The organism is Streptomyces sp. NPDC002032 (assembly GCF_042890765.1).
In the GTDB taxonomy this organism is placed as follows: domain Bacteria; phylum Actinomycetota; class Actinomycetes; order Streptomycetales; family Streptomycetaceae; genus Streptomyces.
Map to the genome: position 1 here is coordinate 16,262 of NZ_JBIASM010000020.1, position 15,090 is coordinate 31,351.

At 70.9% G+C, this 15,090-nt stretch carries 12 protein-coding genes and 2 pseudogenes; 8 read left to right on the top strand and 6 right to left on the bottom strand.

Features of this window, described 5'->3' with window-relative positions; genetic code table 11:
- Window positions 1-8: 8 nt before the first annotated feature.
- Window positions 9-776: an SDR family NAD(P)-dependent oxidoreductase gene (locus ACFYYT_RS31515; RefSeq protein ID WP_388610124.1), complete on the bottom strand. Its 768-nt coding sequence runs from the start codon at window positions 774-776 to the stop codon at window positions 9-11.
- Window positions 777-860: 84 nt separating this feature from the next.
- Here ACFYYT_RS31515 and ACFYYT_RS31520 point away from each other — a divergent pair, with 84 nt between their 5' ends.
- Window positions 861-1,484 (top strand): TetR/AcrR family transcriptional regulator, encoded by a 624-nt coding sequence (locus ACFYYT_RS31520; protein ID WP_388610183.1) that lies wholly within the window; start codon window positions 861-863, stop codon window positions 1,482-1,484.
- Window positions 1,485-1,587: 103 nt separating this feature from the next.
- Here the strand turns inward: ACFYYT_RS31520 and ACFYYT_RS31525 are convergent, their stop codons facing one another.
- Window positions 1,588-2,508: a hypothetical protein gene (locus ACFYYT_RS31525; RefSeq protein WP_351831545.1), complete on the bottom strand. Its 921-nt coding sequence runs from the start codon at window positions 2,506-2,508 to the stop codon at window positions 1,588-1,590.
- Window positions 2,505-3,248 carry a 2OG-Fe(II) oxygenase gene (locus ACFYYT_RS31530; RefSeq protein ID WP_351831550.1) on the bottom strand — a complete coding sequence of 248 codons (744 nt, stop codon included), beginning with the start codon at window positions 3,246-3,248 and terminating at the stop codon, window positions 2,505-2,507. The genes ACFYYT_RS31525 and ACFYYT_RS31530 overlap by 4 nt, the downstream gene beginning before the upstream one ends.
- 526 nt (window positions 3,249-3,774) lie before the next feature.
- On the opposite strand from ACFYYT_RS31530, the gene ACFYYT_RS31535 reads away from it, so the two are divergent.
- On the top strand, window positions 3,775-3,984 hold the full coding sequence (locus ACFYYT_RS31535) for a hypothetical protein (protein WP_351831547.1): 210 nt from the start codon (window positions 3,775-3,777) through the stop codon (window positions 3,982-3,984).
- Between the two features lie 114 nt (window positions 3,985-4,098).
- On the opposite strand, the pseudogene ACFYYT_RS31540 reads toward ACFYYT_RS31535, so the two are convergent.
- Window positions 4,099-4,323: pseudogene (locus ACFYYT_RS31540) on the bottom strand (transposase family protein); the annotation flags it as partial.
- A gap of 376 nt (window positions 4,324-4,699) precedes the next feature.
- Between ACFYYT_RS31540 and ACFYYT_RS31545 the strand changes: the two are divergent.
- Both ACFYYT_RS31545 and ACFYYT_RS31550 read left to right on the top strand, forming a co-directional pair.
- Window positions 4,700-6,343, top strand: a complete 1,644-nt coding sequence (locus ACFYYT_RS31545; protein WP_351831830.1) for an RICIN domain-containing protein — start codon at window positions 4,700-4,702, stop codon at window positions 6,341-6,343.
- A gap of 199 nt (window positions 6,344-6,542) precedes the next feature.
- Window positions 6,543-6,857 (top strand): annotated as a pseudogene (locus tag ACFYYT_RS31550) (transposase family protein); the annotation flags it as partial.
- Between the two features lie 475 nt (window positions 6,858-7,332).
- On the opposite strand, the gene ACFYYT_RS31555 reads toward ACFYYT_RS31550, so the two are convergent.
- Entirely contained in the window at window positions 7,333-8,553 is a 1,221-nt protein-coding gene (locus ACFYYT_RS31555; protein ID WP_351831811.1) for an acetyl-CoA acetyltransferase, read from the bottom strand.
- A gap of 125 nt (window positions 8,554-8,678) precedes the next feature.
- Here ACFYYT_RS31555 and ACFYYT_RS31560 point away from each other — a divergent pair, with 125 nt between their 5' ends.
- Window positions 8,679-9,968, top strand: a complete 1,290-nt coding sequence (locus tag ACFYYT_RS31560) for an acyl-CoA dehydrogenase family protein (RefSeq protein WP_388610128.1) — start codon at window positions 8,679-8,681, stop codon at window positions 9,966-9,968.
- Window positions 9,968-10,447 carry a nitroreductase family deazaflavin-dependent oxidoreductase gene (locus ACFYYT_RS31565; protein ID WP_388610131.1) on the top strand — a complete coding sequence of 160 codons (480 nt, stop codon included), beginning with the start codon at window positions 9,968-9,970 and terminating at the stop codon, window positions 10,445-10,447. The genes ACFYYT_RS31560 and ACFYYT_RS31565 overlap by 1 nt, the downstream gene beginning before the upstream one ends.
- A 94-nt stretch (window positions 10,448-10,541) precedes the next feature.
- Here the strand turns inward: ACFYYT_RS31565 and ACFYYT_RS31570 are convergent, their stop codons facing one another.
- Window positions 10,542-11,189 (bottom strand): TetR family transcriptional regulator, encoded by a 648-nt coding sequence (locus ACFYYT_RS31570; protein ID WP_351829599.1) that lies wholly within the window; start codon window positions 11,187-11,189, stop codon window positions 10,542-10,544.
- 355 nt (window positions 11,190-11,544) lie between these two features.
- On the opposite strand from ACFYYT_RS31570, the gene ACFYYT_RS31575 reads away from it, so the two are divergent.
- Both ACFYYT_RS31575 and ACFYYT_RS31580 read left to right on the top strand, forming a co-directional pair.
- A complete protein-coding gene (locus tag ACFYYT_RS31575; protein WP_351829597.1) occupies window positions 11,545-12,345 on the top strand; it encodes a VOC family protein in 801 nt (266 codons plus the stop codon).
- Window positions 12,346-12,571: 226 nt separating this feature from the next.
- Window positions 12,572-15,031: a PQQ-binding-like beta-propeller repeat protein gene (locus ACFYYT_RS31580; protein WP_385364729.1), complete on the top strand. Its 2,460-nt coding sequence runs from the start codon at window positions 12,572-12,574 to the stop codon at window positions 15,029-15,031.
- The last annotated feature ends 59 nt before the right edge of the window (window positions 15,032-15,090 follow it).

Here is a 15,090-nt window from a genome sequence, read left to right on the forward strand (position 1 = left end):
GAGGAGGCTCACAGTCCGGAGCCTCCGGTCGCGTCGATCACCTTGCCGGTGACCCAGCGTGCGTCGTCCGAGGCGAGGAAGGCCACGATGTCGGCCACGTCTTCCGGTCGGCCGACCCGGCCCAGTGCGGCCAGGGATGCCGCGTGGGCTTCGGCCTCCGGGTTGCCGCGCAGCCAGCCCGCATTGACGTCCGTGTCGATGATCCCGGGGGCGACCGAGTTGGCTGTGATGCCCCGGGCACCGAGTTCCTTGGCGAGGTTGAGGGTGAAGTTGTCCAGGGCACTCTTGGTGGCGCCGTAGGCGATGGCCTCCGGCATGGCGAGGTGGGCCGCACCGCTGGAGATGTTGATGATCCGGCCGGCGTCGCGTAGTCGCTTCAGACCCTCTTGCACGATGAAGAACGGTGCTCGCACATTCACCGCGAAGACCTCGTCGAAGCCGTCCTCGGTCAGCGACGCCAGGTCCGCGCTTCGTCCTATCCCGGCGTTGTTGACGATGATGTCGACGACTGGTTCGGGTGCGTGGTGGGGGATCTGGTCGTCGAAGGCCGACCACAAGGCGGCGGCGTCGCCGTGGCTGCCCAGCTCCGCGTGAAGGGCGAAGGACCGGCCGCCGCCCTTTCGGATGCGCGCCACGACGTCGTGCGCCGCGCTCTCGTCGCGGGCGTAGGTCAGTGCGACAACGGCGCCGTCCCGGGCGAGGCGCTCCGCGACGGCTCGCCCGATGCCCCTGCTGCCTCCGGTGACCAGCGCGATTCTTCCTTCAAGTCCGTTCATACCCACGGTGGTTGGCCGCCTTTCATTTGTTGAGTGATCGACCAAGAAAGAAGCTAGCACGATTTCTTGGTCGAACACTCTAAAATGTGTCGTATGGCTGAGACACCCAAGCGTGGCCGCCCACGCACCTTCGACCGCGCGGCGGCACTGACCGCGGCCACACGTCTGTTCTGGGAGCGAGGCTATGAAGGCGTTTCCATCGGCGAGCTGACCGATGCGATGGGCATCCGCTCAGGGAGCCTGTACGCCGCCTTCGGGGACAAGAAGTCCCTGTTCGAGGAAGTGGTCAACGCCTACGGCCAGTCACCTGTCGGCAGCTTCGCGGGCGCGGCGCTCCGCGAGGAGCCCACCGCGTACGGGGCGTTCGCGCGCATCCTGCGGGAGGCCGCGGTCATCTACCCGGACCCCACACACCCCGCCGGATGTCTGGCCATCAGCGCCGCAACCAACGTCACTCCGCAGGATGCGGAGGTGCGGGAATTCCTCCGCAATCTGCGCAACGAGAACGTGGACGGGTTCGAGACACGGCTGCGAGAGGCGCAGCGGGCGGGGGAACTGCCCGCCGAGACCAGTCCTCGGGCCTTGGCCGACTACTTCGCCACAGTCCTCCAGGGGCTCTCGCAGCGAGCCCAGGATGGTGCCACTGCCCCCCAGCTGGTCGCAGCAGCCGAACTGGCACTGTCTGCCTGGCCGACGGCGCAACACTGATCACTTCACTCACTCCGACCGCCAAGATCACGATCTACAGCTGGAGTATTAGAGGTCATCTCGTGGGGTGAGTATGCGGTAGCAGATGAGGGTGCGGGCCCGGTCAGAACACGTCGGTGGTCCACAGTTGGTGCATATCCCATGCGATGTCCAGGGATTCCTTCGCTCCCTGATGCCACGCACGTTGCGTGGTGTCATCCGGCACGGTGTGAAGGGCCGCGAGCACATCGGCCGGCATCCATGCTCCGCCGCAGTGGCCCAGCCAGGCCCCAGGCGTCTCGGCGGGTTCCGGGATTCGCGGTATGGCGTAGCCCTCGCTCCGGAGAATCTCCAGAGCGGTATCCCGTTGATTTCTCATCAGATGCTGCGGGGAGAAGATCCCGTAGGCATCCAGACTGATTCTGTTCCCGTTCAGGTAGGCCTCCCATGCCGCCTCCGCCGTGGGCTGGTCGCGCCAATCGACCACGGGGATCTCCATGGAGGGCCGCGCCGCCCACGGGCCGCCGGTACTCGCGCGCACCTCCTGCGGTGCGGATCCCACCACGGCGAATGCGAGCTCGTGGCACGGGACCGGGAGCTCGATGCTCCGTCCCGTCCCGCTGTCCCAGCTGGTCGTCATTCCCGCCGCGATTCGGACGATGTACTCGCCATCGTCAAGCCCCTCATGCGCGTCGAACAGAGCGCCCTCGCGCATCTCGCCCGGCACGCCGTCCCGGTTGAAGAGCCTCCGGATCGGAGGGCCCCCCGTCGCAGAAACGATCTCGAAGTCGTAGTTGCCCGGGCTGCCCAGGTCGCGGCCGAGTGCGTAGGACGAAACCCGACAGGCAATGCCGTCTTTCACCGCGTACGTCTTCCGGGCCAGACCGCAGGTGATGAACTTGCGACCCTCAGACGGAGGAACTCTCACCTCCAAGCGCGTTTGCATCAGGTGCAGGCCGTCCTGGGACACCGTCTCCACCCAGTCGGTGTGGATCCTCCCATCGGTCATGCCGATCGGTGCGACGGTGGCTTTGCCGCTGCTCACGGCACATCCACGGGCTCATAGAGCACGTCGGTTCTGAGTATTGTTTTCGTACCCTCAAGAAGCGGGGCCGAGTCGTGAAGCGTCCGATGCCAGAAGAGGAGCGCATCGCCCGGTTCGGGGCGGTGGGCACTCAATATCTCCTCAGGCTTCGCGAGCCGCGGCCGGTCGGAGAAGTCACGTTGTGCAAAGGGAAGATCGTTCTGCTCATCGGCGATGAACCGCGTTTCTCCACCCACGGCCTCATACGACAGGTAGACGACGACCGTCAGGAGAGTGCGCCTGCCGTCGGGGGCGAAATAGGGAGAATCGTAATGCGGGACGATGAATCCGCCGGGTTCGTACGTGACGAAGCGCATGCGAGGATTGACGGCCGCCGGCCTCCAGGGCCTTCCATCCGAATCCGTCGGATCGTCCGATCCCACTTCAAGCGATAGAAGCGTCCGCAGTCTTCGGTAAAATTCTGCCGCCAGGGATGTGGATTCGGCCGTGGCGCGGAAATGAGCGACCGGATCCCCCTCTGCGTAGTTGGCCGCAACGCCGTCTCGGCCCACCGGGGCAAAGCGCTGGGCGGCCAGTTCGGTCGCAAATACCTCCACTTCGGCCGGAGTGAGAAAATGGCGAATCGCCTTGGCGTTGGCCTTTGGGATCTCCAATTCGATCGGGTTCCATGAGTCATCGGCAGATATTCGGCTCAGCGCTTCTTCGGAGAGCTCAAATGGATTAACCGGCATTTCGAACATGATCACTTCTCCGTGCTGAGGCCGTCGTCGATCCCCACGTGGCCGCGGGCCACGTACTCATGCGCAGGAGACGGGGGCCGCTGGGCGGTTATCGTCACGATGACGATATTAGGGCGGGGTGAGCCCGCAAAGCAAGCGGGACGTACCCAACGCGGCGGCGAGGGCCGGGAGACGGGCCACGCGGCGCTGGGCTTCTCCGTACCGCAGCGGCTGACGCCATCGAGGGCACCGGTAGGGGCGTCTACGGCCGTGTTGGATGTCCGGCGCGGGCGAGGGGGGTGGTATAGCAGCAACTGCCGCGGCGCGGTAGATCCGAGGCCCGGCAAAAGAACGGCGGAGCATTTCTGCCGGTGGAATTGCCTGGGACCGTACTCGTCCACCGTGGTCGACTGAACCTGCCGCAGGGGCGCTGCCCCCGCACCGGCGGGCAACCCCACCGCCGACGCGCAGCGCTCCCGTCTGGACCCTCTCGGTGTCCAGGAACGAAAAGCGGGAATGTCGAGCAGAACGAAAGGCAAGAACCAGCATGAAGCAGAAGAGCATTTTCCTTGCCGGTGCCCTGGCCGTCGCCGGTGGCGTCGTCATCGCGGCCGCAGGCCAGGCGTCCGCGACTGACAGCGGACAGCCCGCGCCCGCCCCGCAGGCGACCGTGGCCTCCGGCTCCCAGCTGTCCGACGGCGGCCTCGTCGAGCCGCTCGGCGAGTGGGGCGTGGGCCGGCGGACGCCGCGCGCCTGACACGGCCCCGTACGCCGTCTGCTGCGCGCGGTCGCCCCCCTTTCGACCCGCGCGCAGCAGGCCGCAGGACCCAACCCCCGCCGCCCGCATGAAAAGTCACTCTTGTCGCTCTCTCTTCAGCCGTGCCATGCCGCGTTCGACGGGAGCTCTGGCCTGGGCCAGTGCGCGGTTGACGGTGCGCTGTGTGGGGTGAGTTCGCCGCCGGGTGGTGACCCAGGGGCCGGCGCCCTGGTAGGCGCGGTCGGCCAGTACGGGTACGCCCTGCCGCTCGCAGATCCGGAGGATCCGGTGGGTGCGGGCCGCGGTCAGGTCATGCGTGCGACCCGGCAGCGCGAGCGAGGGGGAGCCTCGTGCGTTGCGGTCCCTCACCTCAAGCAGCCCCGTCACCCGTTCAGTGGCCAAGCGGAAAGGCTCAGTGACAGGCGGAAAGCGATCGAGGTGGAAAAGGATCTGTGAATCTTCGCGTGCCGAGGCAACCTTTCGGCCTCCTGCGCCCACTCAGTGTGGTCCGGCCTGGTGGTCCGGTCAGATGGAACGGCTGAAAGAGAGCACAGACATGTCTCCTCGCCCACCCGCCTCATCGGCAGCGCCCCCCGCCGGCGGCCACGCCCGCGGTAGTCGCCGGTCGTCCCGCTCAGTTGTCACGGGGAGACGAAAGGCGATGCATCGTAGCCGCCGGTTGTTCGCGCGTCGGGGTTTCTGGGCGGCCATCGTCATGGCTGTTGTGGCCGGTTCCGTTGCCGTGATCAACACGGCCTCGGCGGGAACCGTGGATCCCAAGGCTTGGTACGTGCTGGTCAACCGCAACAGCGGCAAGGTGCTGGATGACCGCGCCTTCGCCAAGAACGACGGCGCGGCGGTGGTGCAGTGGGGCCTTCACGGCGGGGCCAACCAGCAGTGGCGGTTCATCGACACGGGTGACGGTTACTACCGGCTGCAGAACCGGAACTCCGGCAAGGTGCTGGACATCCACAACTGGTCGAAGACCGCCGGCTCCGACATCGTGCAGTGGAGCGACCGGAACACCACCAACCAGCAGTTCAAGGTGGCGGACTCGTCGGACGGCTACGTGCGGTTGATCAGTCGCTTCAGTGGCATGGCCGTCGAGGTCGACAAGGCCTCCAAGGCTGACGGGGGCAGCGTCGTCCAGTACCGCGACTGGGGCGGCGCCAATCAGCAGTGGCAACTCGTCCCGGCCGGGAGCGCCCGCAGCGCCGCCACGCCCACCGCGACGGGCGGCAGTGCTTCGCCGTCGTCTTCCGCGGCCGGTGGCGGCAGCTCGACGCCACGTTTCATGGGCGGCAACAAGGTGCTCGTCGGCGGCTCGATGTCCGACGAGTCGGCGAACGCCGCGCCCTTCGACGTGCGATACGCCTATGTGCACAGCCAGCCCGCGCCCTCGTCGGACTACTATTCGGCGGCGAAATGCAAGGATGAATGGAAGAGCTGGTGGGGCTGCTGGCAAGGCAGCACCACGCCGCCCGGCAATTACGTGACCTGGCGGAACGGCCAAGTGGCCAAGTCGACCTACCAGGGCAGCCCGCGCCCGCAGAAGTTCTTCTGGACCTGGTACTCGCTGCGTGACCTCGGGGATCTGGCAGGCCATGGCGACGGGCCGGGCGAGGTCGAGGCCATCAACAGGGCCGACCTGCTCACCCGGTACATGAACGACTACCGATTCTTCCTCCAGAAGATCGGCAACTCGGACAACATGCTCGACCTTGAGCCTGATTTCTGGGGCTACGTCCGGTCGCTCGGCGATCCGCACAAGGTTCCCGCGAAGATCTCGGCCGCCAATCCGACGGACTGCGGATCGCAGGAGAACAGCGCCGCCGGGCTCTCCCGCTGCCTGATCGCGATGGCGCACAAGTATGCGCCGAACACCACCGTGGGGTTCCACCTTTCCTGCTGGGACTGGCAGAGCAACATGCAGGGATGCGTCAAGGACTACGCGAACCTGGGTGCGAAGGACGCCGACTTCCTGGTAGCCGATGTGTCGGACCGTGATGCGGGCTGGTACGCGAAGCCGGAGCACGGCGGCTACGACAACTTCTGGACCGACCAGAAGGCCACTGCCCATCTGGAGTTCTACAAGACGATGGCCGAGTCGGTGGGCAAGCCGGTGGTCCTGTGGCAGATCCCTGTCGGCAACATGGCGCAGAACAACACCCTCAACCATTACAAGGACGACAAAGTGGACTGGTTCTTCGCGCATATGGACCAGGTGGCGAAAGCGCACATCGCCGGTCTGCTGTTCGGTGCTGGGCACGGGGAACAGACATCGGTCGAGACCGACGGCGGCAACCTGATCAATAGGACTATCACCTACCGGAACTCGGGTGGCGCAGTGCTCAAGTAGGCGGCGATGCGCAGCCGATCGCCCCTCCCTCGGGGCGGCTGGACCTGCGGGACGTGATCCGTCGTGGCGGCGGCAGCGAGGCTGACCCGTGGGGCCTTAGCCCCTGGTCAGCCTCGCTGCCGCTGAGCCTTTCCGCTTGGCCACTGAACGGGTGACGGGGCTGCTTGAGGTGAGGGACCGCAACGCACGAGGCTCCCCCTCGCTCGCGCTGCCGGGTCGCACGCATGACCTGACCGCGGCCCGCACCCACCGGATCCTCCGGATCTGCGAGCGGCAGGGCGTACCCGTACTGGCCGACCGCGCCTACCAGGGCGCCGGCCCCTGGGTCACCACCCGGCGGCGAACTCACCCCACACAGCGCACCGTCAACCGCGCACTGGCCCAGGCCAGAGCTCCCGTCGAACGCGGCATGGCACGGCGGAAGTCCTGGCAGATCTTCCGCAGAGCCCGCATCAGCCCCAACCGCATGACCGTCATCGCCAAAGCCGCCCTCACCCTGGAGAGGCAACGCTGAAAAGGCTCACCGCCCGCCCTTAATCGACCCTTGGGCGGCTTATATCCAGCCACAGATGGACCGCGGACGCTATGCCGAGGGAAGCGCGTAGCGATCCGATGCGCCAGATGTCCCGCCCGGCTGCTCTGGTCGCTGTCTGGTGTCGTCTGGCCGCCCCTGGCCCCGAATGTGGTCTGGGAAGGCCGGATGGCGGGCCCACCTCGGTTCCCTCATGGGTAGGGGTCTCGGCTTCCTGACGAGGACAGGACTGTCAGTCCTGCCCCGTGAACGTTCTTTTGGGGGTTTCCCGGCAGTCTTCGTTTTTCCGTGGCGGGACGGTCGGTCAAGGGTGGCCGAAGGCCATCGCGAAGCGACGCGACGAAGGAGCGCCCTTGAGGGACCGGCACGACACGGAAGGACGATGAGACTGACGGGAAACCACCAAACCCTCCCTGACACCGCCCAGCTGAAACCCCGCCCCCGGACCCCGACCCCCCTACTCCCGCCCCAGCAGGACCGTTCCCGAGGAGCAGAACCAGCCTCCCGTGCCCGAGGCCAGGGCCACCCGGGGGTGGTGGCCGCCCGGCTTGAGGACCTGGCCCGGGCCGGCTTCGCCGCGGAGTTGGCGTACGGCCTCCACCAGCAGGAACAGCCCCCGCATCCCCGGGTGGCAGGCCGACAGGCCGCCGCCGTCCGTGTTGACGGGGAGCTCGCCCTCCCGCAGCAGGCGGCCCTTCTCCACGTAGGCCCCGCCCTCGCCCTTCGCGCAGAAGCCGAGGTCCTCCAGCGTCACCAGGGTCATGTAGGTGAAGGCGTCGTAGATCTCCGCGACGTCCACGTCCGCCGGGGTCAGGCCGGCCCGTTCGAAGGCCAGGCGGCCCGAGACCGCCGCCGGAGAGACGGTGAAGTCCTCCCACTCGGACATCGTGGTGTGCGAGACGGACGTACCCGAGCCCAGCACCCACACCGGTGCCTTCGCCGTGTCCGGTACGTAGTCCTCCGCCGCCAGCAGCACCGCGCAGCCGCCGTCCGAGCGGATGCAGCAGTGCAGCTTGGTGAAGGGGTCGGCGATCATCTCGGAGGCCAGGACCTCGTCCACGGTCAGCGGCGCGCGGAACATCGCGTCGGGGTTCGTGGCCGCGTTGGCCCGGGCCTGGACGGCCACCGAGGCGAGCTGCTCCAGGGTCGTGCCGTACTCGTGCATGTGGCGGCGCGCGGCCATCGCGTACTTGGAGACCAGCGTGTGCCCGTACGGGACCTCGAACTGGAGGGGGCCCCTGGCGCCGAAGGAGAGGTTCGAGGTGCGGCGGCGCGCCTTGATGTCGGCCCGGGCGGTGGACCCGTAGACGAGCAGGACGGCGTTGGCGTGGCCCGCGGCGATGGCGTCGGCGGCGTGGGCCGCCATGACCTCCCACGTCGAGCCGCCGACCGACGTGGAGTCGACCCAGGCGGGCCGCAGTCCCAGGTACTCGGCGACCTCCACCGGGGCCAGGGTGCCGAGTCCGGCCGAGGCGAAGCCGTCGATGACGGAGCGGTCCAGGCCGGAGTCGGCCAGGGCCCGGCGGGCGGCCTGCGCGTGCAGGGCGTAGGGGGTCGGGCCGTCGACCCGGCCGCAGTCCGAGAGGGCGACGCCGACCACCGCGACGCGGCGGCGCGGGCGGGACTCGGGTGCGCGGGACAGGGGGCCGCAGGCGGGTCCGGAAGTGGGTCCAGGCATGAAGGGACGGTACAGCTGACGTACCGTCAGATGCTAGACGGCGACGCCGCCCCGTACGCCCCCTGTGCTTCTCGGCCCGCCCGCCCTAACATGACGCCCCGTCAGATACGGGGAGGAGCCCGACGATGGATGCCGCCTTCACCGCGGAGCAGGACGAGATGCGCCGCACCCTGCGCGAGATCCTGGGCAAACGCTGCGGTCCGGACGAGGTCAAGGCCGCCGCCCGCACCGCCACCGGACACGACCGCGCACTGTGGCGGCAGCTCGCCGGGCAGCTCGGGCTGCCCGGCATCGCCGTCGCCGAGGAGTACGGCGGCGTCGGCTGCACCCCCGCCGACCTGGCCCTGGCCTGCGAGGAGACCGGCCGCGTCCTGCTGCCCTCACCCCTGCTGGCCACCGCCGTGCTCGCCGCCCCGCTGATCGCCGCCCTCGGCACCCCCGCCCAGCGGGCGGCCCTGCTGCCCCCGCTCGCGGCCGGGGAGCTGACGGCGGCGCTCGCCGTGCCCGGGCCGGCCCTGGCGACCGCCCTCGGGCTGACCGGCGAGAACGCCCCCGGCGACTGGGCCGGCGGGGGCCGCGCGGGCGGGGTCCAGGCCCGCGCCGCGGCCCCGCCGGACGCCGCCGGAGCCGCCGCCGGAGCCGCCGCCGGAGCCGCCGCCGGAGCCCCCGCCGCCCCCGCCCCCGGCTGGCGGCTCTACGGTGAGGTCGCCCAGGTGCTCGACGGCCACGCCGCCGACCTGCTCCTCGTCGCCGCGCACACCGGCGGCTTCGCCCGCAGCCGCACCCTCCTGTTCCTCGTACGGGGGGCCGCGCCCGGCCTCGTACGCACCCGGCAGCCCACCCTCGACGAGACCCGCCCCCAGGGCCGCGTACAACTGCGCGACGTACCGGCGGAGTTGCTCGGCGCCCCCCAGGAACAGGAAGAGCGCCACGGCGCCGCCGGGCCGGATCCCCTGCCCGCCCTGGCCGCCACAGGCCGTACGGCCGCCGCCGTCCTCGCCGCCGAGGCGGTCGGCGCGGCCGACCGGGCGCTGGCCCGCACCGTGGAGTACGTGCGCGAGCGGGAGCAGTTCGGCCGGGCCATCGGCTCCTTCCAGGCGGTCAAGCACCGCCTCGCCGACCTCTACGTACACGTCCAGGCGGCCCGCTCGGCCGCCTACTACGCCGCCTGGGACCCCGGCCAGGGCCCCCTCGCCCTGGCCCAGGCCCTGGAAGCCCTGCGGATCACCGCGGGGGAGGCCATCCAGCTGCACGGCGGCATCGGCTTCACCTGGGAGCACGAGGCCCACCTGTACTTCAAGCGGGCGGCCGCCGACGAGCTGCTCTTCGGCCCCGTCCACCGGCTCCGCGCGCACGCCGCGCAGCGGTCCGGGCTGTTCGCCCCGATCTCCGGCAACGAGAAGGTGGCCGTCTGATGGCTGTGGCTCTCGGCGTGAGGCTGATGCAGAAGATCTCCTCGACGGTGCTGTTCGCCAGGATCGCCCCGCACTTCATCCCCGCCATGGACAAGGCGGTGCACCGCCTGAGCAGGGGGAAGGTCCTGCTCAGCGCGCGGATGCTGCCCGGGGTGATCCTCACGGCCAAGGGGGCGAAGACGGGCGAGCCGCGGACCACCCCGCTCGCGTGCATGCCGGAGGGCGGAGGCGAGAGCTGGCTGCTGATCGGCTCCAACTTCGGCCGCCCCGGCCACCCGGCCTGGACGGGGAACCTGCTGAAGCACCCGGACGCGGACGTGAACTGGCAGGGCCGGGACATCCCCGTACGGGCCCGGCTGCTGGAGGGGGCGGAGCGCGCGGCGGCGTGGCAGGCGGTGCTGGGGTTCTGGCCGCCGTACGCGACGTACCAGGCGCGCATCGAGCGCGAGATCAGGCTGTTCCGCCTGGAGCGACGCTGATCACAGGCGTGTGACGCCCCGGACGGCGGTGGACGTGCCCGGGGAGGGGTACGGGCAAGGCCGGCGGACCCTCACCCCCGGTGAGGGTCCGCCGTCACTTGGTCGGCTTCTTCCCGGTGATGCCCAGGTGCACGAGCAGCGCCAGGTTCGGCCGGAGTTCGGCCTGCTTGACGCCCCAGGTCTGGAAGCCCTTCTGGTGCGAGGCGACCGCGGCGAGCATCGCGACCAGTGAACCGGCCATCGCCGCCGGGCTGACGTCCTTGTCGACCTTGCCCTTGGCCTGGAGTTCCTTCATCGACTCCGTCAGGGAGTTGGTGACGGAGTTCAGGATCTTCATGCGGATCTTGTAGAACCGCTTGTCGCCTTCGGCCGCGCCCAGGTCGACCACCCGCAGGATGGCGTCGTTGCGCCGCCAGAACTCCAGGAATCCCTCGACGAGTTCCTCGGCGGCGGCCCAGCCGGCCTTGCCGACCCAGCTGCGGCCCTCGACGAGCGCCGTCAACTGCGCGCCCTCCGTTGCCATGTGCTCGGCGATCTCCAGGACGGCACCTTCGACGTCCGGGAAGTACTGGTAGAAGGTCGCGGGGGAGGTACCGGCCTTGCGGGCGACATCGATCACCTTGACGTCGCGGTACGGCGAGGAGCTGAGCATCTCGCTGAGGCAGTCGAGCAGCTTCTGCCGCGTCGCCTGACCGCGCCGGCCGGCGACACGCCCGTCGACGGTGCGTACTTGTCCTGTCATGCCGTCAGCTTACCGAGGGGGGGTCGGCGCGCTATTCGGCCGCCTGCAAATGGGGTTACGCACCCGCCGACCTGGGGGGACGGGCCGTGCGGTGGCGGCGGACGGCGAATTCCGGCCGCGACGGAGCCCATCCGCGCCGGGGCCCGCGCCGGGACCCGCGCCGGGCACCCCGCCGCACCCCGCCGCACCCGTGCCGGGCCGCCCCCTCTCGCCCGGCCCCTCCCGCCCGCGGGCCCGCACGTATCGTGGCGTATCCCCCGAATAGTCTTATCAACAGGCTGTGGACAAGTTTTCGGGCGGATCATGTCTGAAAGGCATGAAAACAGCACGAACCCGAACGGAAGGGACCCGCCCCATGGCCGGATTCGTGGAGGGCTCGCCCTGCTGGGTCGACGCCTCGCTGCCCGACGTCGAGGCCGGCAAGCGCTTCTACGGCGAGCTCTTCGGGTGGACCTTCCCCGACAGCGCGGGCCCCGAGTACGGCCACTACACGCAGGCCTACAGCCGCGGCCGCAACGTCGCCGCCCTCGCCCCCAAGCCCGACGGCCGGATGCCCACCGTGTGGGGCGTGTACCTGTACACCAACGACGCGTACGCCTGCGCCCAGCGCATCCGCGCCGCCGGCGGCCAGATGGTCATGGACCCGCAGCCCGTCGGCCCCTACGGCACCGCCGCGATGGCCGCCGACCCCGGCGGGGCCGTCTTCGGGCTCTGGCAGCCCGGCACCCACCACGGCTTCGAGGCCCAGCAGGAGCCCTACACGTACTGCTGGTCCGAGGTCTACACCCGGGCCCGGGAAGCCGTCGACGCCTTCTACGCCAAGGTGTTCGGCTACGTGTCCGAGGACCAGGACGACCCCGGGACCGGCATCGCCTACCGCGTCTGGTCCCCGCCCGGCACCGCCCCCGGCTCCGACACCGCCGTCCTCGGCCGCACCCTCATCACCGACGCGTTCCCGGAGATCATGCCGGCCCACTTCCTCGCCTACTTCGCCGTCCCCGACTGCGACCAGAGCGTGGCCACCGTCCAGCGCCTCGGCGGGCGCGTCACCGCCGACCCGTTCGACACGCCGTACGGGCGCATCGCGGTCGTCGCCGACAACCAGGGAGCCGTCTTCGGACTGCTTTCGGAGCCCCGTGTGAAGACCGGCACGTGAAACGAGCACGGGAGCCGGGGCCGGACCGGGCGCGGGCCTGACAGAATCGAGGTGCGCGACCGCGGGCCCGCCCGCGGTGGACGCTGCACGGAACGGGGGACGGACGCCGCGGGGTCCGCCCGCCGTGCCGCCGTGCGCGCCGGCTGCGTGCCGGTGGCGGGCCCGGCGGAGTGCCGGCAGGAACAGCGGGCCCGGCAGGGGCCCGTACGGGGAGGTGTGGAGGCGAGTGGTGGAGCAGCTGACGCAGCACGACCCGAGACGGATCGGCCCCTTCGAGGTGCTCGGACGGCTCGGCGCCGGCGGCATGGGGCTGGTCTATCTCGCACGGTCGGCATCCGGACGACGGGTCGCGATCAAGACGGTGCGCACCGAGCTCGCCGAAGACCAGCTGTTCCGGGTGCGGTTCACCCGGGAGGTGGAGGCGGCGCGTGCCGTCTCCGGGTTCTACACGGCCGCCGTCGTGGACGCCGATCCGCGCGCCGCCGTGCCGTGGCTGGCGACCGCGTACGTTCCGGCGCCCTCCCTGGAGGAGATCATCAACGAGTGCGGGCCGATGCCCGCCCAGGCGGTGCGCTGGCTCGCGGCGGGCATCGCCGAGGCCCTGCAGTCGATCCACGGCGCCGGCCTGGTCCACCGCGACCTGAAGCCGTCCAACGTGCTCGTCGTCGAGGACGGGCCGCGCGTGATCGACTTCGGCATCGCGAGCGGGGTCTCCAACACCCGTCTGACCATGACGAACGTCGCCGTCGGCACGCCCGCGTACATGTCGCCCGAGCAGGCGAAGGACTCGCGCAGCGTCAAGGGCGCCAGCGACGTCTTCTCGCTCGGCTCGACGCTGGTCTTCGCCGCGACCGGGCACCCGCCGTACCACGGGGCCAACCCGGTGGAGACGGTGTTCATGCTGCTGCGCGAGGGACCCAACCTGGAGGGGCTGCCCGACGAGCTGCGGCCGCTCATCGACTCGTGCATGCAGATGGACGCCACCCAGCGGCCGACCCCCGCCGACCTCCAGGCGCAGCTGGCCCCGCACCTCTTCGAGGGCGGGGACGAGAGCGGTACGGCCTCCGCGTGGCTGCCCGAGCGGGCCGTCGCGATGATCGAGGCCCGCCGCGCGGGTCACCGTACGGCCGCCACCGCGCCCGTCGTCCCGCCCCGGTCGCACACCGGGCCCCGGTCGGGGCCGGTCTCCGGGCCGCCGGGGCCCGCCGGGCCCGCCGCCGGGCCCGCCACGCACCGCCGTCCGCGCGGCGCCGCCGACCCGTGGGCCGACCCGCGCACCGGGCCGGCCGCCCCGCCGCGCCCGGACCGCCCGCCGGTGGCCGCGGTGTCCGCCCTGTCCTCCGCTCCGGGCGCGCCCGTGCGGATCGGTTCCTCGCCGGTGCCGATCGGGCCCGGCCCGCGCGCCACGGCCCCGGCCCCGGCCGCGGCCCGGCACTCCGGCGCCGACTCGGCGGCGACGGGCTGGGTGCGTCCGCCGCTGGGCAGCGTGGCGGCGGCCGCTCCGGCGCCGGTCTCCTCGTCCTCCGTACCGGCGCCCGGCCCGTCCCCGGACAGCGGGCGCTGGCGGCCGTGGCGCTTCCGCATGTCCAACGAGGTCTGGGGCACCCCGACCGTCGCGGGCGAGCTGCTCTACGTCACCTCCTTCGAGGTGCACGCCCTGGACGTCGGCAGCGGCCGCCGCCAGTTCAAGACGCGCGACGTCGCCTGGTCCATGGCCGTCACCGACGGCCGCATCCACGCCTCCGACGGCCCCTCCCTCTACGCGCTGGACGCCACCGACGGCGCGGAGCGGTGGCGGCTGTCCACCGACGCCTGGGTGTACGCCCTGCGCGCCGGGCGGGGCACGGTCATCACCGCCACGCGCGGTGGCGGCGTACAGGGCTGGGAGGCGTCGAACGGCCAGAAGCTGTGGGAGCTGACCGGGGCGCAGTCCGACTTCGAGACGCCGGAGGCGGCGCCCGTCCTGCACGAGGGCACCGTCTACGTGTGGCAGGACGCCCGGCTGCGCGCGCTCGACGCCCGCTCCGGCCAGGAGGCCTGGTCCTACCCGGTCGGCGACGCGGCCTCCTGCGGCAACGTCCCGGTCCGCGTCACGCCCGCCCCCGACGGCAACGTCTACATCAGCGCCGGGACCCGCGTCCTGTCGGTGGACCGGGCCTCCGGGCGGGTCCGCTGGCACTTCGAGGCCCCGGCGGTCTTCCTGGCGCCCCCGGCCTTCGCCCCCGGCCCGGCGGTGACCGGCGGCGGGGTCTACCTCGCCGACTACCTGGGGACCGTCTACGCCCTGGACGCCGCCACCGGCAAGGACCGCTGGCGCATCGCCACCGAGCCGCGCCCGGCGTCGGACCCGGTGCTGGTGGCGGGCGGCAACGTCCACCTGGGCGCGGGCAGCGCGCTCTACACCCTGGACGCGGTCACCGGCACGCCGAAGTGGCGGTTCGCGGCGGGCGGCGAGATCACCGGCTCCCCGGCGGTCGCGGACGGGCGGGTCCACTTCGGTTCCGCCGACCACTGCCTGTACACCCTGGACGCGGCGGGCGGCCAGCTGCGCTGGAAGCTGGCCACGGGCGGGGAGATCACCGGCGCCCCGGTGGCGGAGGCGGGGGTGGTCTACGCGTGCAGCAAGGACCGCTGCGTCTACGCCCTGGACGCGGCGAAGGGGACGGGCACCCGGACGGCGTCCTGACCTCGGATCGTGTCGCCTTACGCGGTCCGCGTAAGGCGACGCGACCCCCCTCCGGGTAG